Genomic DNA, 22,313 nt, shown 5'->3' with positions numbered 1-22,313 from the left:
GGTCTCCCTCAGTCGGCGAACATCTTCAGGGTCGGCACCGCCGTCCCTGTGGGGGCCACCTTGCGGGTCTTCAGGGCGAACTCCATCACGTCCCTGAAGACCGGCGCGGCCACCTCGCCACCGTAGTACTTCTTCTTGGGATCTTGCAGCACGACCTGGACGATGAGCTGGGGATCATCCGCCGGAGCCATGCCCACGAAGGAGGCGGTGTACCCGTCGTAGCCGCTGCTGGACTCCACGTAGCGATCGGCGGTGCCGGTCTTGCCCGCCACCCGGAACCCGGAGATGCGCGCCGCCGGGGCGGTGCCCTCGTTGGTCGTCGCGCCCTCCAGCATGCGGATCAGCTGGCGGGCGGTGTCCTGGCTGATGACCCGGCGGCTCTGCGGCGCCGGGGCGGGGACGAAATGCCCCTCTCCGTCCAGGGTTCCGGCGACCAGCATCGGGGTGACCCGGACGCCGCCGTTGGCGATGGTCGCGTAAACGCTGGCCATCTGCAGGGCGTTCACCGAGATCGTCTGCCCGTAGGAGATGGGATACCGGTCGGTGCCGCTCCACTTGCTCGTCGGGTTGAACAGGCCGGGCGTCTCCCCCGGCAGCCCCACTCCCGTGGGCGAGCCGAAGCCGAACGACGTCAGATAGGAGTGCAGCTTGTCGTTGCTGAGGTTCTCCGAGGCCAGGATGGTGCCCACGTTGCTCGACTTGGCGAGGATCCCGCCGAAGGTGATGTTCTTCCAGGTCTTGTGGGAGTGCGAGTCCTCGAATTCGGTGCCGAGCTTCCAGATGTGGTCCGGGACGGTGAAGGGCGTCTCCGGAGTGACCAGGCCCTCCTCCAGCAGCGCGGCGGCGGTGATGACCTTGCCCGTGCTGCCCGGCTCGAACGCCTCCCCCACCACGCGGTTGCTGCGCTGGGCGGGGCTCGCCTTGGAGTACTCGTTGGGGTCGAAGGTCGGGTAGGAGGCCATCGCCAGGATCTTGGCGTCGGGGGTCATCACCACGACGGTGCCGGACTCGGCCTTGTACTTCTTCACCGCGGCCGAGATCGCCTCCTCGGCCTTCCACTGGATGTCCTGGCTCAGCGTCAGCCGCAGTCCCCTGCCGGGCACGGGTTCCTTGGTCTGGCCCTCGCCCATCGGGATGTGCTGCCCGTCGGGGCTGATCTCCACCCGCTGCCAGCCGGCCTCGCCTTTGAGCAGCTTGTTGTAGGCGTACTCCAGGCCCTCACCGCCGTCGCCGTCCCGGTTGACGAACCCGATCACGTTCGCGGCGACCGCGTCGGCCGGGTAGGAGCGGCGCGACTCCGGCACGTTGCCGATGCCCTTGTAGCCCAGCGACAGCACCAGCTTGCCCCGCTCGGGCGGCACCTGGTGGGCGAGCGGCACGTACTGGGTGTTCTTCTTCTCCAGGCTCTTGAGCACGAAGCCGATGTCCAGGCCGAGCATGGACGAGAGCCGGGCGGCGATCTCCGTCTTCTTCGCCGGGTCGATCCGGGTGGGGTCGACGAAGACGCCGCGCGCCTCCTGGGTGAGCGCCAGCGGGTTGCCGTCGGCGTCGGTGATGCCGCCCCGGGTCGCGGGCAGGTCGATCTTCCGCAGCCGCTGCTCGATGGCGGCCTGCTCGTAGGTGTCGGAGTTGATGCCCTGCAGCTGCACCAGCCGCCCCGCGAACAGCGACAGCACGAAGGCGATCATCAGCAGCGCGGCGTTGAGCCGCCGCATCGGGTCCTTCAGCCGCATCGAGGTGCGCGACGCGGGACGGCGGGGAGGACGGCGCGGCGGGGAGGGACGGGTGGTCCGCTCCCCGCCGGTCCGGTCGTCGCGCTTGGCGGGGGCGCGCCGGGCCGCGGGCCTGGGAGGCAGGGTCCCCGAGCCGGACCGGCGGCCCGGCTGGGGCCCGCGCGCCGGCGGCACCGGGCCGCGCGGGCCGCGTCGGCCCGGAGGTACCGCTCCGCCGGGGGTACGCGGGCGTTCGGTCACGGGGTCCTCTCGGGCTCGTTCTGTCCGTCGGGGGTGTTCCGGCCGTTCTGCTGGGGCCGCCCGGCCGGCTCGGCCGGCTCGTTCTCGGTGAGTCCGGTCCAGCCGGGGATGCCGTCGCCGGGGACGATCGCGCCCGGCACCCCGATGACTCCGGCGGCGGCAGCGGCGGCCGCCGCGGCGGACGGGACCGGACGCTTCTTCCCACCAGTTACTCGACCGTTACCCGGATCGACGAAAGCGAGCTCGCTGGGCTGTACCATCCCCTGATTACGAGCCTTGAGCGCCAGTCGGCCCGGTGACTCCTCCCGTGCGATCTCCTCGATGAGAGCCTGCTTCTGCTGAGTGAGCTGCCGTTCACTGCCTTCCAGCGCGCTCAGGGTGTAGGCGTCACGTGCCAGCACGGTGTTCAGCACCAGAAGGCTGACCAACGCTCCGCCCAGCAGACAAAGGATGAGCAACACGAACGGAGCACGAGGACGTCCCGACGACGGTCGCGGCCTGGGCCGAGACCGGGTCTGAGGCTGCCTCGCCTTGGACGGTTCGGCTTCCGGCCGCACCTTGGTGGGCTTCAGCGTGCGTCTTTCAGGCGTACGCGGCTTCGGCGTGCGCTCTTTCGCCTTGCGCGCGCCCGATTCGGCCGGATCCGCCTTACGCCGTGTGCGCCCCGGTTTCTTCTCCCCGGTGCCGGTCCCGTCGGCCTTCGCCGGCGGATCCTCCGGCTCCTTCCGGCCCTTCCTGCTCCCGGTCCTGCGATCCGGCCGGGTATCGCTCTGGGGCCCGGGCCCGGCGGATCGCCGCCGGGTTGGTGCGACGGTCTTGCGCTCGATCGTCGTCATGCGTCCTCCCGAACCCGCTCCGCGGCCCGGAAACGCACTGATGCCGCCCGCGGATTGCTGCTGATCTCCTCTTCGGAGGCCTGCTCGCTCCCCCGGGTGAGCAGGCGGAACCTCGGCTCGAACTCCGGCAGTGACACCGGGAGCCCCGCCGGGGTGTGATCGGTGGTGCGCTCGGCCAGGACCCGTTTGGTGATCCTGTCCTCCAGGGAGTGGTAGGACAGCACCGCCACGCGGCCGCCCACCGCGAGCGCGTCCATGGCCGCGGGCAGCGCCCGCTCCCAGACCTTCAGCTCGCTGTTCACCTCGATGCGCAACGCCTGGAAGGTGCGTTTGGCAGGGTTGCCGCCGCTCCGGCGGGTCGCCGCAGGGATCGCCGTGCGGACCAGCTCGGCCAGCCGGAGGGTGCCGGTGAACGGCTCCTTGGCCCGCTCCCGCACGATCGCCGAGGCGACGCGCTGGGCGAAGCGCTCCTCCCCGTACTCGCGCAGGATCCGCGCCAGGTCCGCCGGGGCGTAGGTGTTCACCACGTCCGCGGCGGTCATGCCCCGGGTCTGGTCCATGCGCATGTCCAGCGGGGCGTCATAGGAATAGGCGAACCCGCGTTCGGGCTCGTCCAGCTGGGGCGAGGAGACGCCCAGGTCGAAGAGGATCGCGTCGATCCGGTCCAGGCCCAGCTTCGCCAGCACCTCGGGAAGCTCGTCGTAGACCGCGTGGACGAGCATCACCCTGTCCCCGAAGGGTTCCAGGCGCGCGCCCGCGCGTTCCAGGGCCATGGGATCGCGGTCGAGGCCGAGCAGCCTGACCTCGGGGTAGGCCTTGAGCATGGCCTCGGCGTGGCCGCCCATGCCGAGGGTTCCGTCGACGTACAGGGCCCCCGGTTCGCCCACGGCGGGACCCAGCGTCGACAGAACGCGGTCGAGCAGGACCGGAACGTGTCCGGACTCATTCATGGTCTTGTCTACCCCCACTGCAGCCGACCGCTCGCGGTCGATCGGACATGCGGCCCTTGGGGCTCGTCCGGTCAGGTCCCCAACCGCTGCCCTGAGGAAGGGCCACCTGGCACCGGGGAAGCTGTGCCAGCCGGCGGGGAGAGCGGGTGGAGACCTGGCCGGACGTCGGCCCGTCGGGATCTTGCTAAAGGATTCCGGGTAGCACCTCCTCCGACAGGTCGGAGAAGGACTCCTCCTCCTGGGCCAGATAGGCCTCCCAGGAGGGTGCGTCCCAGATCTCAAGGCGGGAGTTCGCCCCGATGACCGCGCAGTCGCGCGTCAGCCCGGCGTAGGAGCGCAGCGCCGCGGGGATCGTGATGCGGCCGCTCTTGTCGGGGATCTCGTCGGAGGCGCTGGCGAAGAAGACCCGGCTGTAGGCGCGGACGGACCTGGCGGTGACCGGAGCCGTGGCGAGCGCCTCGGTGATGCGCTCGAACTCTGCCATGGGGAAGACGTACAGGCAGCGTTCCTGGCCCTTCGTGATCACCAGTCCCCCAGACAGCTCCTCGCGGTACTTGGCCGGCAGGAACAGTCGTCCTTTGTCGTCGAGGCGGAGTGGATGTGTTCCGAGGAACACGAAGCCACCCCCTCGCGCCATTGGACGCCCGTCAACAGCTCGAGAATGCGTGTGGAGACCCTTCCCCCACAGCGCCCCACTGTACTCCACTCTTCCCCACCGTCAACTGTGAAAACCTGTGTTTCTCGGGACCTGGGGATGTGAAATTGCCTGCTCAGCAAGGGTGGGGCGGAGTGGGGGGACCGTGGGGGGCCGAGGCCCCGGGTGGCGGTGCGTCCGCGAGATGTCCGAAACATGGCCGATGAAGCACTTAGCGGCGTACTGTCGGTAACAGTGGCAGGCTTATAGAGCCCCATATTGTCGGCAACGCCGACGAACCCCGGATAATGCTCCAAGCCACATCAGCATGTGGAGAGCAATACATTTGGCCCTGGAACAAGGGCGGACTCAGGGCGGAGACTTCGTGGCAGTGGGTGTGCAGGGCGAGGCCGGCGTCGGACAGGGCTTCGGCGAGGTCGCCGGCCGGACCGGGAAGATCCGGGCGACCGTCGAATCCGTCATCGAGGGCAAGTCCGAGGCGGTGCGGCTCGCGCTGATCGTGATGCTCGCGGAGGGCCACCTTCTCATCGAGGACGTCCCCGGCGTCGGCAAGACCATGCTCGCCAAGACCCTCGCCCGCGCCATCGACGGCACGGTCCGCCGGGTGCAGTTCACCCCCGACCTCCTGCCCAGCGACATCACCGGGGTCAGCATCTACCAGCAGGAGCGGCGCGAGTTCGAGTTCGTGCCCGGACCGGTCTTCGCCAACCTCCTGATCGGCGACGAGATCAACCGCGCCTCGCCCAAGACCCAGGCGGCGCTGCTGGAGTGCATGGAGGAGCGCCAGGTGACGGTGGACGGCACCACCTACCCGCTGGAACGCCCCTTCATGGTGATCGCCACCCAGAACCCGGTCGAGATGGAGGGAACCTATCCGCTGCCCGAGGCGCAGCGCGACCGGTTCACCGCCCGCATCTCCATGGGCTACCCCAGCCCGGTCGCCGAACTCGACATGCTGGACAGCCACGGCCGCAGCTCGCCGCTGGACTCGCTCTCGCCCGCCGCGACCGTCGCGGACGTGCGCAGGCTGATCGAGGCGGTCCGCACCGTGCACACCTCCCCCGCGGTCAAGCAGTACGCCGTCGACATGGTCAACGCCACCCGCAACCACCCGGAGTTGCGCCTCGGCGCCTCCCCCCGGGCCACCCTGCAACTGGTCCGCGCGGCGCGGGCCCGCGCCGCTCTGGAGGAGCGCGAGTACGTGCTGCCCGACGACCTGCAGGCGCTGGCCGTCCCGGTGCTGGCGCACCGGCTGCTGACCACGGCCGAGGCCCAGGTCGAACGGCGCCGCCCGGAGCAGATCGTGAGCGAGCTGGTGGCGCGGCTGCCCGTGCGGGGCTGACCGTGAGGCTGGCGAAGGTGGTGCTGGACGCGCTCACCACCCGGGGACGGTCGTTCATCGCGGCCGGCTTCACCGCGGTGGCGTGCGCGTTCCTGCTCGGCGAGCAGGAACTGCTGCGGGCCGGGCTGCTGGTGCTGGTGCTGCCGCTGTTCTCGGTGTTCGCCGTCTCCCGCACCCGCTACCGGCTGGCCTGCGCGCGCAGGCTCGGCCCCTCACGGCTGCCCGTCGGCCACGAGGCGCGGGCCGACGTGCGGCTGGAGAACGTGTCGCGGCTGCCGTCGGGACTGCTGCTGGTCGAGGACCGGGTGCCCTACACGCTGGGCGGACGGGCCAGGTTCGTGCTCGACCGGATCGAGCCGCTGGGCTCGCGGGAGCTGAGCTACCGGCTGCGCTCGGACGTCCGGGGCCGGTTCAAGGTCGGGCCGCTGACCGTCCGGCTGGCCGACCCGTTCGGGCTGGTGGAACTGGCCCGCGCCTTCAGCCTCACCGACACCCTGACCGTCACCCCGCTGACCGTCGAGCTGCCGCCCGGGAGCATCCCCGGCGCATGGCACGGGGAGGGCCAGAGCCTGGCCAGGACGCTGTCCACCGCGGGCGAGGACGACGTGACGCCGCGGGAGTACCGGCGCGGCGACGACCTGCGCCGGGTGCACTGGCGCTCCACCGCCCGGTACGGCGAGCTGATGGTCCGGCGCGAGGAGCAGGAGTGGCAGAGCCGCGCCATCCTGCTGCTGGACACCCGCCGCGCCGCGCACACCGGGGAGGGGCCCGGCTCCTCCTTCGAGCAGGCCGTGTCGGTCGCCGCGTCGGTGGGGATCCACCTGGCGCGCGAGGGGCTGCCGCTGCGCTTCGTCACCGACGCGGGCCGCAGCGCCGACCTTTCCGCCGGGTCGGGCTCCGCCTCCGGCGACGAACTGCTGGACGTGCTGGCCGTCATCGGTCAGAGCGACGACACCGCGCTCCTGCCGGGGCTCGCCGCCGTGCGCGGATCGGGACGCGACGGCGAGGCGCTGATCGTCGGGATCTTCGGCCGGCTCACCGCGGAGGAGGCCAGGTCCGTCGCCGCCGCCCGGCGCGGCACCGCGATCGGGGTCGCCGTCCTCCTGGGCCGGGACCAGCGGACCGACGGCGACGCGGCCGGGTTCCTGCGCGGCGCGGGCTGGCGGGTGCTGGCCCTCTCCTCGGTCGCCGAACTGCCCGCCGCCTGGGCGGGCGTGCAGGGGGTGCCCGGTGCGCAGTAGGGAGGGACGGTCCGTATGAACGTCATGGGCGCCAGGCCCGGGATGAGCGTGATCGCGGCGCTGGCGACGCTGCTGAGCGCCGGCAGCCTCTACCCGCTGTTCCAGGACCGCAGCTGGGTCGTCCCCGCGGCCGGCGCCGTCGCGGTGGTGACGGCGGCCGCGATGATCGTCCGGCGGCTCCGGCTGCCCCCGGTGTTCGACCTGCTGGCCGGACCCGCCGTGCTGCTGCTGTACGTGACGGCGCTGTACTCGGGCGCGTCGGCGATCCTGTGGGCGATCCCCACCCCCGGTTCGCTGGGCGCGCTCGCCGACGTGCTGCGGGAGGGCGGCGACACCGCCGAGACCTACGCCGCGCCGCTCCCGGTCAACGACGGGGTGCGGCTGCTGACCGTCCTGGGAGTCGGACTGGTCGCGGTGGTCGTGGACCTGCTGGCCGTCCGGCTGCGCCGGGCCGCTCCCGCCGGGCTGCCGCTGCTGGCCATGTACAGCGTCCCCGTCGCGGTGCCCGCCGAGAGCGTGCACTGGGCGGCGTTCGCCGCGGGCTCCGCCGGATACCTGGCCATGCTGGTCGCCGACGCCCGGACCCGGGTGACGGGCTGGGGGCGGCCGGTCTTCACCCCGCGCCCCGACCGGGAGGAACCGGCGCCGCGGCCCACGGGCTCGGCGGGGCTGCGGGTCGGCGCCGCCTCGATAGCGGTCGCCGTGGCGGTGCCCGTCCTGCTGTCCGTCCTGCTGCCCGGCGTCACCTCCGCCGGGATGTTCGACCTGGGCGACCGCGGCACGGGCGGCTCCACCACGATCACCACGGCCGATCCGCTCGTCGACCTCAAACGCAAGATCACCCGGCTGGGCGACGAGGAGGTCCTGAGCTACAGCACCACCGCGCGAAACCCCGACTACCTGCGGATCTACGCGCTCGACCGGTTCGACGGCAACCGCTGGACCTACTCCCCCCTGTCCGCCGGGGCGGCGCCGCCGATCGAGAAGGGGCAGCCCCTGCCCGTCGTTCCCGGCCTGTCGGTGGCGTCCGCCGAGGACGCCACCACCGAGATCGCGGTCGGCGAGAAGATCAGGGACATGCAGTTCCTGCCGCTTCCGTACGCGCCGCGGGAGGTGCGGATCGACGGGGACGGCTGGCGGGCCGACCGGCAGTCGCTGATGGTCTTCTCCACCACCGGGGACGCCGACGGCATGGCGTACTCGGTGGACAGCCGCCGGGCCACGCCCACCACCGAGCAGCTGCGCCGGGCCGGCCTCCACGTGATGCCGGCCGAGTACACCCGGCTGCCGGACAGGCTCCCCGCGGAGCTGACCCGGCTGACCCGGAAGATCACCGCCAAGGGCGCCACGCCGTTCGACAAGGCGGTGCTGCTGCAGCGCTGGTTCCACAAGGAGTTCACCTACTCGCTGGACCCGGCGCCACCGAGCCGGATGTCGGACCTGGTGGCCTTCCTGCGCGACCGCCGGGGATACTGCGAGCAGTTCGCCGCGACGATGGCGCTGATGACCCGGCTGCTGGACATCCCCTCGCGCGTCGTCGTCGGGTACGCGCCCGGCTCCCAGGGGGAGGACGGCCGCTACGTCGTCCGGCAGAAGGACGCCCACGCCTGGCCCGAGCTGTACTTCGAGGGCTCCGGGTGGGTGCGGTTCGAGCCGACGCCGTCCGGGCCGGGTGCTCCGGACTCGGTGGGGATCCCCGACTACACCCGGCAGCCCTCCCGCCAGACCGAGGCGAAGCCGACTCCCGAGCCCGCCGGCCCCGCCCCCGCCCCCACGGCGGCCGCGGGCGAGACGCCCGGAGCCGCCCCCCTGCCCGAGGCACCGAAGACGCAGGCCCCCGAGGCGATGGCGTCGCGGGGCTCCTCCGTCCCGGTGGGCTGGATCCTGGGCGTCCTGGCCATGGTGCTCCTGTCCGCGGCACTGCGCCTGGTCAGGGAGGCGGCCGGATGGCGGCGCTGGGCCGGGGCGGACGATCCCGCCGCGGCCGCCACGGCGGCCTGGGCTCAACTGCGGGCCGACACGATCGACCACAGGCTGGGCTGGAACGCCTCGGAGTCGCCCCGCGGCGTCCTGCGCCGGCTCGGGCCCGCCCTCGGCCCGGAGATCGCCGAACCGCTCGCCCGCATCGCCCTCGCCCAGGAGCTGTCCCGCTATGCCCCGCCCGGCCGCCTCCAGCGGGTCACCCCGCAGGGGCTGCGCGCCGACACCAAGGCCGTCCGCGCCGCCCTGGCCTCCTCCTCCTCCAGCGCCGACCGGTGGCAGGCCCGGCTGTTCCCGGCCTCGTCCCTGGACGTCCTGCGCCGGGCCGCCGACCGGCTGAGGGGGCTGGTGGAGCGGCGGCGCAAAAGCTGAGGCCCACGACGTGAAGGAGGCCGCACCCCGTCGGGGTGCGGCCTCCTTCATCTGCCGTGGGAGCGGAGGAGCGTCAGGAACCCTCTTCGGTCCTGCGGCGCCACCGCTCTTCGAGCCGGTTCATGAACCCGGACTGCTGCTGCCGGCGAGGTGCCCGGCCGCCGCCGGACCTGCCGGAGTCGTAGTCTCCGCCGATACCGGTCATGCGCTTCCAGCTGGACAGGGCCCACACGCCGCTGGCGAGCATGACCAGGAAACCCGTCACGCTGATCGCGACGCTGAGGGTGCCCTTGCTCACCACCAGACCGGCCATCAGCACCGAGATGCCGACCACCAGGCCGAGGGCGGCCTTGATGATCTGACGCTTGTAGTGGCTCTGTGGATTGGTGGTGCGGACGGCATGCGCGAACTTCGGGTCTTCCGCATACAGTTCGCGCTCGATCTGCTCGAGCAGACGTTGCTCGTGCTCAGAGAGCGGCACGGTGCCTCCCAACGACTGCCCCGTGGATCAGGTGCCTGGTGCTCCTTAGCCGGACGGGGACCTGGCTAACGGTGATATGCCCAGAATACGAGTCCGGGCGACCGGAGTGAAGGAAACCGTCGTGGTGAGCCCACAAGCTATTCATCTGTGGTCCTTCTCATAGTGCCCCACCGTCCCCTTCGCCACCGTCGTCCCGTCCGTTCCCGCGCGGGCCGCGGGACGGACGGATCAGGGCCGCGGGGCGGATCGCCCCCCGGCCGAACCTGCGTGCGGCCTCGTCCATCGCCTGCTCGGCCTCCCGCCAGCCGTGCTCTGGTTCGTCCAGGGCGAGCTGGCGGACCTCCGGGCCGGCACCGGCCAGGTTCTCGACCCGGACACCCAGCAACCGGAGTGGTACCCGCTCCAGTCCCGAGGCCTCATAGAGCTCGCACGCTGTGATGTAGATCACACGTGAGAGATCCGTCGGCTCGGGAAGGGTACGGGACCTGGTGATCGTCGAGAAGTCCGGCTCTCTGAGTTTGACGCTCACGGTGCGCCCGCGGTTTCCCGACGCCCGCAGCCGGGCGCCGACCTTCTCCGCCAGCCGCAGCAGCTCCCGGCGCACCTCCTCCGGCTCCGCGATGTCGATCTCGAACGTCTCCTCTGCGCCGACGCTCTTGTCGGGGACGTGCGGGCGGACGGGGCGCGGATCCCGGCCCCAGGCCAGCTCGTGCAGATGCGCGCCCTGGGCGGCCCCCAGCTCGCGCCTGAGCGTCTCCAGCGGGATCCGGGCCAACTCCCCCACGGTACGCAGCCCCATCCTGCACAGATGCTCCTCCGTCCGTTCGCCCACGCCCCACAGGGCCGCCACGGGCAGGGGGTGCAGGAACTCCAGGACGCCGTCCGCCGGCACCACCAGCAGCCCGTCGGGCTTGCAGCGGGTGGAGGCCAGCTTGGCCAGGAACTTCGTGGGCGCCACCCCCACCGAGCAGGTCACGCCCAGCTCGCCCGCCACCCGCTCCCGGATGGCGGTGGCGATCTCCACCGGGCGGCCGAACAGCTTGCGCGCCCCCGCCACGTCCAGGAAGGCCTCGTCCAGCGAGAGCGGCTCCACCTCCGGGGTGAACGACAGGAAGATCTCCCTGACCCGGCGGGAGACCGCCGAGTACTCGCCGTGCCGCGGCGCCAGGACCACCGCCCGGGGGCACAGCCGCAACGCCCTGCTCATCGGCATGGCCGAGTGCACCCCGAACCGCCGGGCCTCATAGGAGGCCGCGGCCACCACCCCGCGGTTGCCCAGGCCGCCGACCAGGACCGGCTTCCCCCTCAGCTCGGGGCGTTCCAGCAGTTCCACGGACACGAAGAACGCGTCCATGTCCACGTGCAGGATCGGGCAGCCGGTGTCGTCGGCGGGCGGGCCGGGAGGCGTCCCCGGGCGGTCCAGCTGCTGTTTGCGGGACATCAGGCCGGGCGTCTGGCGAACAGGTGCAGCCTGGCGGCCAGCGAGCGCAGCACCGGATGGGTGGCGGCCGCCGCCTCCAGGGCGCGCAGGGACTCGGCGGTGTGCGGGTCGGGCTCGGCGGGGCTCCCGGGCACGAGATCGGAGAAGATCTGCACCCCGTGGACCTCGGGCTCCGTCAGCCCGGCCGACGCGGCCAGCTCCAGCAGGGATTCGGGGGTGAAACGGCGCGGAAGGCGGCCCTCCTCCCCGGGGTCCTCCAGCAGCCGGCGGGCCTCCTCGAAGCGACCGGTCGCGGCCCGGTGGACCACCGCGGCCAGGGCCCCGGGCACCAGCAGGCTCAGCCCTCCCCCGGGACGCAGCGCGGCGACGAGCGAGCCCACGGCTGCGTCGAGGTCGTCGACGTACTGCAGCACGCTGTGGCACAGGACGAGGTCGGCCGCCGCGGCTCCGACGGCGCCCTCCAGCCCTGCGGCCTCGCCCTGCACGGCGCGCACCCCGACCCCGGCCTCGGCGGCACGGCGCTCCAGGGCCGCCAGCGCGTCGGGGTTGGGGTCGACGACCGTCACCCTGTGGCCCAGAGCCGCCAGCGGGACCGCGGTGTGCCCGGTGCCGCCTCCGACGTCGACCACGTCCAGCGGGCCGTTCTCCAGCAGCGGGGCCAGCACGTCCCGCACCGCGGCGCGGGCCCCCGGCCTGCCCGGCCCGCCGCCGGGACTGCGCACTCCTTCGTCCACGGTCATGCCCCCAGCCTAGCCGCGCGGGCCGACGACGCACCGGCCCATGCGCGCGACGGCATGGGAGGAACGGGGAGGCCCCGGCCCGGGACGGGCCCGTGCCGGACGGGCCCGCCTGGGATCACAGGGCCAGGCTCGGCTTGAGGTCCTGCAGCCGCGAGAGCAGGCCGTTGACGAACTTCGGCGACTCCTCGGTGGAGAACTCGGTGGCCAGCGCCACCGCCTCGCTGAGGGCCACCCCGTCGGGGACGTCGTCGGCCCACAGCAGCTCGAAGGCGCCGATGCGCAGCACGGTCAGGTCCACCGCGGGCATGCGGTCCAGCGTCCAGCCCACCGCGTAGGTGGCCAGCAGCTCGTCGATGCGCTCGCGGTGCCTGGTGACCCCCTCGATCAGGCGGACGGCGTGGCCGTGCTCGGCCAGCTCCTCGCCCTTGGGCTTGCCGCGGCGCTGCAGCACCTCGCCCGGGGAGATGTCCCGCTGCTGCGCCTCGAAGAGGATCTCGAAGGCGTAGCGGCGGGCCTTGGTGCGAGCGGCCATCAGGCGCGGCCGAGGTAGTCGCCGGTCCGGGTGTCGACCTTGATCTTCTCACCGGTGGTGATGAACAGCGGGACCTTGATCTCCGCGCCGGTCTCCAGGGTCGCGGGCTTGTTGCCGCCGGTGGAGCGGTCGCCCTGCAGGCCGGGGTCGGTGTGCGCGACGACGATCTCGACGGTCACGGGGAGCTCGACGTAGAGCACCTCGCTCTCGTGCATCGCCAGCATCGCCTGGCCGTTGTCCAGCAGGAACTTGGCCGCGTCGCCGAGGACCGCCGGCGAGACGTGCAGCATCTCGTAGGACTCGGTGTCCATGAAGACGTAGTCTTCGCCGTCCTTGTAGGAGAACTGCATGTCGCGCTTGTCGACGGTCGCGGTCTCCACCTTCATCCCGGCGTTGAAGGTCTTGTCGACGATCTTGCCGGACTTGACGTGCTTGATCTTGGTGCGGACGAAGGCGGGGCCCTTGCCCGGCTTGACGTGCTGGAACTCCACGACCGACCACAGCTCGCCGCCGTCGAGCTTGAGTACCATGCCGTTCTTCAGGTCGTTCGTCGTCGCCACTCGAATCGTCTTTCCGTTGCGGAGCCCGCCCGTGGACGGGCGGTCCCTGGCTTGATGGTCTGATGAGGAGCTCCGGGCCGTCCGCCCTGACCCCGCGCTCGAGGGGAACTCGATCCGTCAGTTTACTGCGTTCGGCGGCCGCGGCCCGTCGCGGCGGCGATTCGGCCCTCGCGACGGCCGCCCGCTCCAGGGAGGGCGGCGGAAGACGCCGCCACGGGTTCCGCGAAGAGCGAGAACCCCGCGGACGCCCTGGCGCCCGCGGGGTTCCGGCCGCGGCTCAGATGTCGGCGGCGAGTTCCTTGATGCGCTCGACCAGCTTGATCTTGGACTTGTGGTCGGCGGCGATCGGGGTGATGTTCAGGGTGGTGACGCCGACCTCCTTGAAGGCGGCCAGACGCTCCTTGACCCAGGACTCGGGGCCGATGAGGGACATGTTGCGCACGAGTTCGGCGGGGACCTTCTCGGCGGCCTCGTTCTTCTTGCCGGACAGGTAGAGGTCCTGGATCTCCTCGGCCTCCTTCTCCCAGCCGTAGCGGCGGCAGAGGGAGTTGTAGAAGTTCTTGCCCTTGGCGCCCATGCCGCCGATGTAGAGGGCGGCCATGGGGCGGCCGAAGTCCAGGTAGCCATCGACGTCCTCGCCGATGGCCAGCGGGGCCTGGGCGACGATGTCGAGCGTGCCCAGGGCCGGGTCGCGCTTGGCCTCGCCCTTGCTCAGCGCCTCGCCCCACACGTCCTTGGCCTTCTCCGGCAGGAAGAAGATCGGCTGCCAGCCGTTGGCGAGCTCGGCGGTCAGTTCGACGTTCTTCTCGCCGATCGCGGCGACCTGGATCGGGATGTCGGGGCGCACCGGGTGGTTGATGATCTTCAGGGCCTTGCCGAGGCCGGTGCCCTTGGCGGGGTCGAGCGGCAGCTCGTAGTACTTGCCGTGGTGCTCCAGCGGGGCCTCGCGCTTCCAGACCTTGCGGCAGATCTCGATGACCTCGCGGGTGCGGCCCAGCGGCGCGTGGTAGGGCACGCCGTGGAAGCCCTCGATCACCTGCGGGCCCGACGCGCCGATGCCCAGGGTGAAGCGGCCGTCGGAGACGTAGTCCACGCCCGCGGCGGTCATCGCCATCAGGGTCGGCGTGCGGGAGTAGATGTTGAGAATGCCCGAGGCGATCTCCAGCCGCTCGGTCTTGGCGGCGATGTAGCCCAGCTGGCTCACGCCGTCGAAGCTGTAGGCCTCGGCGACGTAGACGATGTCCAGTCCGGCCTTCTCGTACTCGACCAGCTCGGCGACGCTCTCCTTGAAGCCGCCGGCGTAGCCCAGGGGCATTCCGATCCGCATGTGTTCCGCTCCTCGTCAGTGGGTCGACAGTAGGGTTCAGGCATACCGAATTCGGTTCAGTATGCCAATCGTCAGATTTTCTAGGGCAGTCGGAGGGTCGGCTCGGCGGAGAGCGCCTGGATGGCGGGCCGGTACATGGTGCGGCGGATCGCGCCGAACGTCCTGCCGTCCTTGCCTGCCAGGGCCGCGGCCAGTTCGATCGCCGCCCCCACCACCTCGCCCTCGGACGCCGTCCGCCGCACGATCCCCGCCTCGACCGCCTCGGGACCGGTGTAGCGGCGGCCGGTGAGCATGACCTCGTGCGCGGTCTCCGTGGAGAGCTTGGCCTGGACGAGGGCCGCCATCCCGGGGGTGAACGGGATGTTGATGTCCACTTCCGGCAGGCAGAACCAGCCCCGGTCCTCGCGCATCACGGCGAAGTCGTGGCTGAGGGCGAGCATGCCGCCGCCGGCGAACGCGTGGCCGTTGACGGCGGCGACGGACGGGAGGTTCTGCTTGAGGAACCTGGCGTACAGGGCGTGGATCTCCCCCACGTACCAGTTGCTCTGCTGCCCGTGGGCGTTCAGCCAGTCCAGGTCCAGGCCGTTGGAGTAGAACTTGTCCTCGCCGGTGGTGACCAGCGCCCTGGCCTCGCCCTCCACCTCGTCCAGCGCCTTGTTCACGCCCTCGAGGAACTCGGGCGAGAAGCGGTTCTCGCCGTTCTGGAAGCGGAGGACGTAGACCCCGGACCCCGCGTTCTCGATCTTGATCATTCTCTCTCCGGCTGGCAGCTCTGGCAGATGGTCGTGCCGGACGGCGAACCGCCCGGCGGCGCTCCCATCCCCCTATGACGACTGTCATAGGGAGGGTGGTCAACACCGAAGGCCCGCGTCAATATGACGAATGTCATAGTCGTACGGGTCGACATGGGCGGACTCCTCAGACGGCGGCGGTGAGCGCCTCGTACTCGGTGTCGGTGAGGGTGATGCGGGCCGCCTCGGTGTTCTCCTCCAGGTGGGCGACCTTGGAGGTGCCCGGGATGGGGAGCATGACCGGGGAGCGGCGCAGCAGCCAGGCCAGGGCCAGCTGCGAGGGCGTGGCGCCGTGCTCGCGGGAGAAGGCGTCCAGCGGGCCGCCCGGCCGGGCGAGCCGCCCGGTGGCGATCGGGAACCAGGGGATGAAGGCGATCCCCTCCCGCTCGCAGTACTCCAGCACGTCCTCGGCGTCGCGGTGGGCGAGGTTGTAGAGGTTCTGCACCGAGACGATCTCGGCGATCCCTCGCGCCTCCTCCAGCTGGGCGACCGTCACCTCCGACAGCCCGATGTGGCGGATCTTGCCCTCCTCCCGGAGCTTCACCAGCTCGCCCAACTGGTCGGCGAGCGGCACCTTGGCGTCGATGCGGTGCAGCTGGTAGAGGTCGATGCGCTCGACGCCCAGGTGGCGCAGGCTCAGCTCGGTCTGCTGGCGCAGGTACTCGGGGCGCCCGACGGGCCGCCAGTCGTCCGGGCCCGAACGGGTGAGCCCGCCCTTGGTGGCGATGACGAGGTCCTCGGGATAGGGGTGCAGCGCCTTCTTGATCAGCATCTCGCTGACGAAGGGCCCGTAGGAGTCGGCGGTGTCGATGAGGTTCACGCCGAGCTCGACGGCCCGGCGCAGGACCCGGACGGCTTCGTCCGGGTCCTGCGGATCACCCCAGACGCCGGGGCCGGTGAGCTGCATGGCGCCGTAGCCGAGCCGGTTGACGGTCAGATCGCCGCCGATCGGGAAGGTTCCGGAGGCTTCTGCGGGACGTGAGAGTGCGGTGGCCATCACGACTCCTTTCGTAGGAAGGTCGATCCACCATCTTGCCGACCCACCCACGATGTCCCGCACACCGGCTCAGCCCAGTTTCTCGAGCAGCTCCACGGCCACCGGTCCGGAGGAGGCCGGGTTCTGGCCGGTCACCAGGTTGCGGTCGACCTCGACGTGCGGCGCCCACGGCTCGCCCTCCCGGAAGTCCGCGCCGAGCTCCACCAGCCGGTCCTGGAGCAGCCAGGGCGCCTTCTCCGCGAACCCGGCCTGGATCTCCTCGGCGTTGGTGAACCCGGTCAGCCGGTATCCGGCGAACGGGGAGGAGCCGTCGTCACCGCGGGCGGCCAGCAGCGCGGCGGGCCCATGGCAGACCACGCCGATCGGCTTGCCGGAGTCCAGGGCCCTGCCCAGCAGCGCGCCGGAGCCGGGATCGACGGCCAGGTCCTCCATCGGGCCGTGCCCGCCGGGGTAGAAGAGCGCGTCGTAGTCCGCGAGGTCCACCTCCTCGACCTTCACCGGCGAGCGCAGCTCGTCCATCGCGTCGAGCGCCGCGGCGATCCTGCCGGCGCCCTCCCCGCCGCCGTTCGCCTCCGGCGCCAGGCTCGCCCGGTCGGCCACGGGGACGACGCCTCCGGGAGTGGCGACGACGATCTCGTGCCCCGCCTTGACCAAGGCCTCGTACGGCGCCACGGCCTCCTCGGCCCAGAAACCCGTGGGGTGGCGGGTGCCGTCGGCGAGCGTCCAGTGGTCGGCTCCGGTCATCACAAAAAGGATCTTCGACATGCCATCCACGCTATGTCGCACGGACCCCCGGAGACCAAGAGAAATCCCTATCCGATCTATCGGAAATCCAATGGAAAAGGGAAAGAATCGGGAGATCGGAGGATGCGTTCCTTAGAACGAGCGGCGGCCCAGCGCCTCCTGGAGACGCCGGTACACCGCCGTCACGTGCGGGCCGGCGGGCGCGCCGGCCCGCCGCACGAGGAACATGGTGTTGATCGGCGGGTCGTCCGGCTCCAGCAGCGCGACGAGCGTGCCCGCCTCCAGACCGGACGCGCACAGGTAGCGCGGCAGGACGCTCACCCCGGCCCCGAAGGCCACCGCCGCCAGCACACCGCGCAGGTCCGGGACGACCAGGGCCGGGGCGACGGTGAGGCGAACGCCGAACACATGGCGCCAGTAGCGGCGCAGGATCGGCAGATCGTCGGCGTAGGCCACCAGCGGTACGCCGTCCAGCGCGGCGGGCCCCGCCGCCTCGAGCAGTCCGGGGCCGACGGCTTCCGCGGTCGCCGGGGAGGCGACGAGCACGAACTCCTCGTCCAGGAGCGGTTCGGCCAGCAGCGTCCGGCCGCGCGGACGGACCGACGAGAACACCAGGTCGTGGACGCCCGCCCGCAGCCCGGCCAGCAGGTCCTCGGCCAGCCCTGTGGCGACCCTCAGCCGCACCCCCTCGGCCACGAGCGGCGCCAGGACGGGCAGGACCAGCGCGGCCAGCGCCTCCGCCGGACCACCCAGCTGGACCGGGGGTTCGGGCGCCGACTCCCGCGCGCCCGCTCCCCCGGCGACCTCCTCCAGCGCGTCCAGCGGCCCCGCCAGCCGGGCGGCGAGCGCGTCGGCCGCCGCGGTCGGCGCCACCCCGCGCGGCAGCCGCTCGAACAGCGCCCGCCCGAGCCGCTCCTCCAGCGCCCTGAGCTGCGTGGTCACCGTCGGCTGGGACAACCCCACCAGCCGCGCCCCCGCGGTGACCGAACCCGCCCGGTAGACCGCCAGGAACGTCCGCAGCTGGTGGAGATCCGGCGGTCCATGGGAATTCCTATGAGGCACCTCAGAACTCTATCTATCTCACCGAGCGCTCTATGATGTGCGTCATACTGGGGGCGTGAGTGCGAAAGAGCGCATGGTGCGCAGCGCCGTGTACCTGTTCCGGGAGCGCGGCTACACCGGGACGGGCTTCCGGGACGTGATCGCGCACAGCGGGGCTCCGCGCGGCTCGATCTACCACCACTTCCCCGGCGGGAAGGTCCAGCTCGCCGTCGAGGCCATGCGCTACGCGGGGGACTTCGTCGCGGCGGGCACCGAGTCGGCCATCAAGGAGGGCGATTCCGTCGCCGCCGTGCACGCCTTCATCGGCTGGTGGCGCCGCGTCCTGGTCAAGAGCGACTTCCAGGCGGGCTGTCCCATCGCCGCGGTCACCGTCGAGTCGCACGAGGAGGCGCCGCAGCTCGCCGACGCCGCCGCCCGCGCCTTCCGCCGCTGGCGGGAGGCGCTGTCCGCGGGCCTGGTGGCGGGCGGCTGCTCCGCCGAGCGCGCCGCGAGCCTGTCCACCCTCATCGTCTCGGCCGTCGAGGGCGCCACCATCCTGTGCCGCGCCGCGCGCGACACCAGTGCCCTCGACCAGGTGGCCGTGGAGCTCGAACTCGCCGTGGAGAACGCCCTGAGGTCCGCGGGGTGAGCCCTCAGGGCTCCTCCCCGCCCTCCTCCCCGGCCTCGCGCATCCGCCCGATCCTGCGCTGGCGCACCGCCAGGAACAGCGGGAACGCCACACTGATCGCCAGGACGCCCGAGAGCACGAAGTACACCCACAGGTGCCGGATCCCCAGCCGCCGGGCCTCCACCGCCATCAGCACCCAGGCCGCCAGCGCCATGAAGAGCACGTCGTTGGTGATGGACGCCGCCGCCGCGTTGGCGTAGCAGGCCTCGATGAACCCGGCGAGCCCGCCGGCGTCCTCCTGGCGGAAGAAGCGGATGTTCTGCGACCAGGTGGCGATCAGCGCACCGATCGCGACGAGCACATAGAGCCTGACGAGCAGGCGGTCTCGGAACTGCACGGCCGGCCTCCGAAGGTAAGTACGCGCTTATCTTCGGCAGCCTTCCACAGAATCCCGCCCAATCCCAGAGGCCCCGGAGCGGGAGCCGCTACTCCAGCTCGGCGATGGCCTGTAGGGCCAGGACGTAGGAGCGGAGGCCGAAGCCCGCGATGGTCCCGGTGGCCACCGAGGCGACCACCGAGGTGTGGCGGAACTCCTCGCGGGTGGCCGGGTTGGAGATGTGCACCTCGATCAACGGCGCGGTGCGCTGGGCCAGGGCGTCGTGCAGGGCGTAGGAGTAGTGGGTGAAGGCCGCCGGGTTCAGCACGACCGGGGTGCGCTCGTCCGCGGCCCGGTGCACCCAGCCCACCATCTCGGCCTCGTCGTCGGTCTGCCGGACCTCGACGTCCAGCCCCAGCTCCAGGCCGGTCTCCCGGCACAGCTTCACCAGGTCGTCGAAGGTGTCCGCGCCGTAGATCTCCGGTTCCCGGGTGCCCAGCCTGCGGAGGTTGGGGCCGTTGAGGACGAGCACCTTCTTCATCGGGCCACCTCGGCGTAGGCGGAGCGGAGCAGGTCCTCCGACGGGCCGGCGAGGCGGCCGCAGGAGGCGAGGCCGTCGAGGACGACGAAGCGCAGGGTGGCGCCGCGGGTCTTCTTGTCGACGTTCATGGTCGCGCGAAGCTCCTCCCACGCCTCGGCGCGGTAGGAGATGGGCAGGCCGACGGAGGAGAAGACCGAACGGTGGCGCTCCACGAGCTCGTCGTCGATACGGCCGTCGAGGCGGGCGAGCTCCGCGGCGAACACACAGCCGATGGCGACGGCGTGGCCGTGGCGGAACCGGTAGTCCTCGCTCTTCTCGATGGCGTGGGCGAGGGTGTGGCCGTAGTTGAGGATCTCGCGCAGGCCCGACTCCTTGAGGTCGGCGCCCACCACGTCGGCCTTCACCTGGATCGCCCGCACCACCAGCTCCCTGGTGTGCGGCCCGTCCGGACGGGCGGCGCCCTCGGGGTCGCACTCGACGAGCTCGAGGATGCGGGGGTCGCGGATGAACCCCGCCTTGATCGTCTCGGCGAGGCCGGAGATGTAGTCCTCGCGCGGGACCGTCATCAGCGTGGCCAGATCGCACAGCACCCCGGCGGGCGGGGCGAAGGCTCCCACGAGGTTCTTGCCCTCGGCGATGTTGATGCCGGTCTTGCCGCCGACGGCCGCGTCGACCATGGCCAGCAGCGTGGTCGGCACCAGCACGCAGCGCACCCCGCGCAGCCACGAGGCCGCGGCGAACCCGGCCAGGTCGGTGGTGGCGCCGCCGCCGACGCCCACGACGGCGTCCGAGCGGGTCACGCCCAGCTCGGCGAACCTCGACCACAGCCCCGACAGCACCGAGACGTTCTTGGCGGCCTCGCCGTCGGGCACCGGCACCAGGTGCGTCAGGTACCCGGCCTTCTCCAGCGCGCCGGCGACGGGCCGGGCGATCTCCGGCAGGTTCTCGGAGTAGACCACCGCGACCGTCCGGGCGCGCTCGCCCACCAGCGCGGGCAGCTCGCCGAGGATCCCGGTGCCGATCACCACGTCGTAGGGTTCGTCCCCGCCGACGGTGATCCGGGTGACCTCGCTCATCAGGACTCCTCCAGGGCCGCCGCCAGACCGGCGACGACCTCCTCCTCGGAACGCTCGGTGGTGTCAGCGGTGATCTTCGCCAGCCGCCGGTAGATCGGCAGGCGTTCCTCCAGCAGCTTGCGCAGCTGGGAGCGCGGGTTGAGCACCAGCAGGGGGCGCGCGGAGTTCAGCCCGACGCGCTTGACCGCCTCGGCCAGGGACACCTCGAGGTAGATCACCTCGTGGCCGGCCAGCAGCTCCTGCGTCTCCTCGGCCATGACCGCCCCGCCGCCCAGGGCCAGGACGCCGTCGTGCTCGGCGAGCGCCGTGCGCACCGCCTCGCGCTCCAGCGCGCGGAAGTGCTGCTCGCCGTCCTCGATGAAGATGTCGCTGATCGGCTTGCCCGCCGCGGCCTCGATGTCGGCGTCGGTGTCGCGGAACCCCACGCCGAGCTCGGCGGCCAGCCGCGTGCCGATCGTGGTCTTGCCGCAGCCGGGCGGGCCGATCAGCACCGCGCGGGGGCTCACTTGACCACCAGGGACTGCAGGTAGGCGCGGGCGTTGCGGGCCGTCTCCTCGACGCTGTCGCCGCCGAACTTCTCCAGCACCGCGTCGGCCAGCACCAGCGCCACCATCGCCTCGGCGACGACACCGGCGGCGGGCACCGCGGTGACGTCGCTGCGCTGGTTGATCGCCTTGGCCGGCTCCCCGGTGAGCACGTCGATGGTGTCGAGCTGGCGCGGCACGGTGGAGATCGGCTTCATCGCGGCGCGGACCCGCAGGACCTCGCCGTTGGTCATGCCGCCCTCGATGCCCCCGGCCCGGTTGGTGCGCCGCCGCACACCCTCGGGGGTGCCCTCGATCTCGTCGTGGGCCAGGGAGCCGGGCCTGCGGGCGGTCTCGAACCCGTCGCCGACCGCGACGCCCTTGATCGCCTGGATGCCCATGAGGATCCCGGCGAGGCGGGAGTCCAGCCGCCTGTCCCAGTGCACGTAGCTGCCCAGACCCGGCGGCAGCCCGTAGGCCAGCACCTCGACCACGCCGCCCAGAGTGTCTCCGGCCCTCTTCAGCTCGTCGACGTGCGCGACCATCGCCGCGTCGGTCTCTGCGTGGAAGCAACGGGCGGGGCTGGCGTCGATCGCCTCGAGGTCCTCGGGCCCGGGCAGCGGCGCGTCGGCCGGCACCTCGATCTCGCCGAGCGAGACCACATGGCTGAACACCTCGACGCCCAGAGCCTGGCGCAGGAAGGCCTTGGCGACCTCGCCGAGCGCGACGCGGGCCGCGGTCTCGCGGGCGCTCGCGCGCTCCAGGACCGGCCGGGCGTCGTCGAAGCCGTACTTCTGGATGCCCGAGAGGTCGGCGTGCCCCGGCCTGGGCCGTGACAGCGGGGCGTTGCGCGCCTGCGCCGCCAGCACCTCCGGGTCCACCGGGTCGGCGGCCATGACCGTCTCCCATTTGGGCCACTCGGAGTTGCCGACCTCGATCGCGACCGGCCCGCCGAGGGTCGACCCGTGCCGGATCCCCCCGACGATCGTGACCTTGTCCTGCTCGAACTTCATCCGGGCCCCGCGGCCGTGGCCCAGCCTGCGGCGGCGCAGCCCCTCGGCGATGTCCGCGGACGTCACCCGCACTCCGGCGGGCATGCCCTCCACGATCGCGACGAGGGCCGGGCCGTGCGACTCCCCAGCGGTCAACCAGCGCAACATGCTGG

At 71.8% G+C, this 22,313-nt stretch carries 23 protein-coding genes; 4 read left to right on the top strand and 19 right to left on the bottom strand.

What is annotated here, in order from left to right; translation table 11 throughout:
• Positions 1 to 8 precede the first annotated feature (8 nt).
• The 4 genes from ABGB12_RS09160 to mraZ form a co-directional block, all read right to left on the bottom strand.
• Positions 9 to 1,973, bottom strand: coding sequence for a penicillin-binding protein 2 (locus ABGB12_RS09160; RefSeq protein WP_347675842.1), 1,965 nt, complete (start codon positions 1,971 to 1,973; stop codon positions 9 to 11).
• Positions 1,970 to 2,809 carry a hypothetical protein gene (locus tag ABGB12_RS09155; RefSeq protein ID WP_347675841.1) on the bottom strand — a complete coding sequence of 280 codons (840 nt, stop codon included), beginning with the start codon at positions 2,807 to 2,809 and terminating at the stop codon, positions 1,970 to 1,972. Before ABGB12_RS09155 ends, ABGB12_RS09160 begins: the two co-directional genes overlap by 4 nt.
• Positions 2,806 to 3,759: a 16S rRNA (cytosine(1402)-N(4))-methyltransferase RsmH gene (rsmH, locus tag ABGB12_RS09150; protein ID WP_347675840.1), complete on the bottom strand. Its 954-nt coding sequence runs from the start codon at positions 3,757 to 3,759 to the stop codon at positions 2,806 to 2,808. Before rsmH ends, ABGB12_RS09155 begins: the two co-directional genes overlap by 4 nt.
• Before the next feature lie 184 nt (positions 3,760 to 3,943).
• Positions 3,944 to 4,375 (bottom strand): division/cell wall cluster transcriptional repressor MraZ, encoded by a 432-nt coding sequence (gene mraZ / locus ABGB12_RS09145; protein ID WP_347675839.1) that lies wholly within the window; start codon positions 4,373 to 4,375, stop codon positions 3,944 to 3,946.
• 415 nt (positions 4,376 to 4,790) lie between these two features.
• On the opposite strand from mraZ, the gene ABGB12_RS09140 reads away from it, so the two are divergent.
• From ABGB12_RS09140 to ABGB12_RS09130, 3 genes are read left to right on the top strand one after another with little or no spacing between them, the layout of a single operon-like run.
• Positions 4,791 to 5,756 (top strand): MoxR family ATPase, encoded by a 966-nt coding sequence (locus ABGB12_RS09140; protein WP_347676130.1) that lies wholly within the window; start codon positions 4,791 to 4,793, stop codon positions 5,754 to 5,756.
• Positions 5,757 to 5,758: 2 nt separating this feature from the next.
• On the top strand, positions 5,759 to 6,997 hold the full coding sequence (locus ABGB12_RS09135) for a DUF58 domain-containing protein (protein WP_347675838.1): 1,239 nt from the start codon (positions 5,759 to 5,761) through the stop codon (positions 6,995 to 6,997).
• A 15-nt stretch (positions 6,998 to 7,012) separates the two neighbouring features.
• Positions 7,013 to 9,349: a DUF3488 and transglutaminase-like domain-containing protein gene (locus tag ABGB12_RS09130; protein WP_347675837.1), complete on the top strand. Its 2,337-nt coding sequence runs from the start codon at positions 7,013 to 7,015 to the stop codon at positions 9,347 to 9,349.
• A 73-nt stretch (positions 9,350 to 9,422) separates the two neighbouring features.
• Here ABGB12_RS09130 and ABGB12_RS09125 read toward each other — a convergent pair whose 3' ends face one another.
• From ABGB12_RS09125 to ABGB12_RS09080, 10 genes are all read right to left on the bottom strand, one after another.
• A complete protein-coding gene (locus ABGB12_RS09125; RefSeq protein WP_347675836.1) occupies positions 9,423 to 9,830 on the bottom strand; it encodes a DUF3040 domain-containing protein in 408 nt (135 codons plus the stop codon).
• Between the two features lie 157 nt (positions 9,831 to 9,987).
• Positions 9,988 to 11,271, bottom strand: coding sequence for a DNA polymerase IV (locus ABGB12_RS09120; RefSeq protein WP_347675835.1), 1,284 nt, complete (start codon positions 11,269 to 11,271; stop codon positions 9,988 to 9,990).
• Complete coding sequence (locus ABGB12_RS09115) at positions 11,271 to 12,011, bottom strand: methyltransferase (RefSeq protein WP_347675834.1); 741 nt, start codon at positions 12,009 to 12,011, stop codon at positions 11,271 to 11,273. Before ABGB12_RS09115 ends, ABGB12_RS09120 begins: the two co-directional genes overlap by 1 nt.
• 115 nt (positions 12,012 to 12,126) lie before the next feature.
• Positions 12,127 to 12,543, bottom strand: coding sequence for a transcription antitermination factor NusB (gene nusB, locus ABGB12_RS09110; protein ID WP_347675833.1), 417 nt, complete (start codon positions 12,541 to 12,543; stop codon positions 12,127 to 12,129).
• A complete protein-coding gene (efp, locus tag ABGB12_RS09105) occupies positions 12,543 to 13,103 on the bottom strand; it encodes an elongation factor P (protein ID WP_347675832.1) in 561 nt (186 codons plus the stop codon). Before efp ends, nusB begins: the two co-directional genes overlap by 1 nt.
• Positions 13,104 to 13,380: 277 nt before the next feature.
• Positions 13,381 to 14,430: an LLM class F420-dependent oxidoreductase gene (locus ABGB12_RS09100; RefSeq protein ID WP_347675831.1), complete on the bottom strand. Its 1,050-nt coding sequence runs from the start codon at positions 14,428 to 14,430 to the stop codon at positions 13,381 to 13,383.
• A gap of 80 nt (positions 14,431 to 14,510) precedes the next feature.
• Entirely contained in the window at positions 14,511 to 15,182 is a 672-nt protein-coding gene (locus tag ABGB12_RS09095; protein WP_347675830.1) for an enoyl-CoA hydratase/isomerase family protein, read from the bottom strand.
• Positions 15,183 to 15,348: 166 nt separating this feature from the next.
• On the bottom strand, positions 15,349 to 16,218 hold the full coding sequence (locus ABGB12_RS09090) for an aldo/keto reductase (protein ID WP_347675829.1): 870 nt from the start codon (positions 16,216 to 16,218) through the stop codon (positions 15,349 to 15,351).
• Between the two features lie 69 nt (positions 16,219 to 16,287).
• Positions 16,288 to 16,983 carry a type 1 glutamine amidotransferase domain-containing protein gene (locus tag ABGB12_RS09085; protein ID WP_347675828.1) on the bottom strand — a complete coding sequence of 232 codons (696 nt, stop codon included), beginning with the start codon at positions 16,981 to 16,983 and terminating at the stop codon, positions 16,288 to 16,290.
• A 111-nt stretch (positions 16,984 to 17,094) separates the two neighbouring features.
• Complete coding sequence (locus ABGB12_RS09080; protein ID WP_347675827.1) at positions 17,095 to 18,024, bottom strand: LysR family transcriptional regulator; 930 nt, start codon at positions 18,022 to 18,024, stop codon at positions 17,095 to 17,097.
• Between the two features lie 55 nt (positions 18,025 to 18,079).
• Here ABGB12_RS09080 and ABGB12_RS09075 point away from each other — a divergent pair, with 55 nt between their 5' ends.
• On the top strand, positions 18,080 to 18,652 hold the full coding sequence (locus ABGB12_RS09075; RefSeq protein WP_347675826.1) for a TetR/AcrR family transcriptional regulator: 573 nt from the start codon (positions 18,080 to 18,082) through the stop codon (positions 18,650 to 18,652).
• Positions 18,653 to 18,656: 4 nt separating this feature from the next.
• On the opposite strand, the gene ABGB12_RS09070 is transcribed toward ABGB12_RS09075, so the two are convergent.
• From ABGB12_RS09070 to aroC, 5 genes are all read right to left on the bottom strand, one after another.
• Positions 18,657 to 19,028 (bottom strand): DUF2834 domain-containing protein, encoded by a 372-nt coding sequence (locus ABGB12_RS09070; protein ID WP_347675825.1) that lies wholly within the window; start codon positions 19,026 to 19,028, stop codon positions 18,657 to 18,659.
• 88 nt (positions 19,029 to 19,116) lie between these two features.
• Entirely contained in the window at positions 19,117 to 19,548 is a 432-nt protein-coding gene (gene aroQ / locus ABGB12_RS09065; protein WP_347675824.1) for a type II 3-dehydroquinate dehydratase, read from the bottom strand.
• Positions 19,545 to 20,624, bottom strand: a complete 1,080-nt coding sequence (gene aroB / locus ABGB12_RS09060) for a 3-dehydroquinate synthase (protein ID WP_347675823.1) — start codon at positions 20,622 to 20,624, stop codon at positions 19,545 to 19,547. Before aroB ends, aroQ begins: the two co-directional genes overlap by 4 nt.
• Positions 20,624 to 21,130, bottom strand: coding sequence for a shikimate kinase (locus ABGB12_RS09055; RefSeq protein WP_347675822.1), 507 nt, complete (start codon positions 21,128 to 21,130; stop codon positions 20,624 to 20,626). The genes aroB and ABGB12_RS09055 overlap by 1 nt, the downstream gene beginning before the upstream one ends.
• The gene (aroC, locus tag ABGB12_RS09050) at positions 21,127 to 22,308 is read right to left on the bottom strand and encodes a chorismate synthase (protein WP_347675821.1); all 1,182 of its coding nucleotides are present in this window, start codon (positions 22,306 to 22,308) and stop codon (positions 21,127 to 21,129) included. The genes ABGB12_RS09055 and aroC overlap by 4 nt, the downstream gene beginning before the upstream one ends.
• Between the last annotated feature and the right edge of the window lie 5 nt (positions 22,309 to 22,313).

The sequence above is a fragment of the Actinocorallia sp. B10E7 genome (assembly GCF_039871655.1).
Lineage (GTDB): Bacteria > Actinomycetota > Actinomycetes > Streptosporangiales > Streptosporangiaceae > Actinocorallia.
The sequence above is the reverse complement of the archived record's forward strand: the minus strand, read 5'-3'. Positions and strand labels throughout refer to the sequence as shown.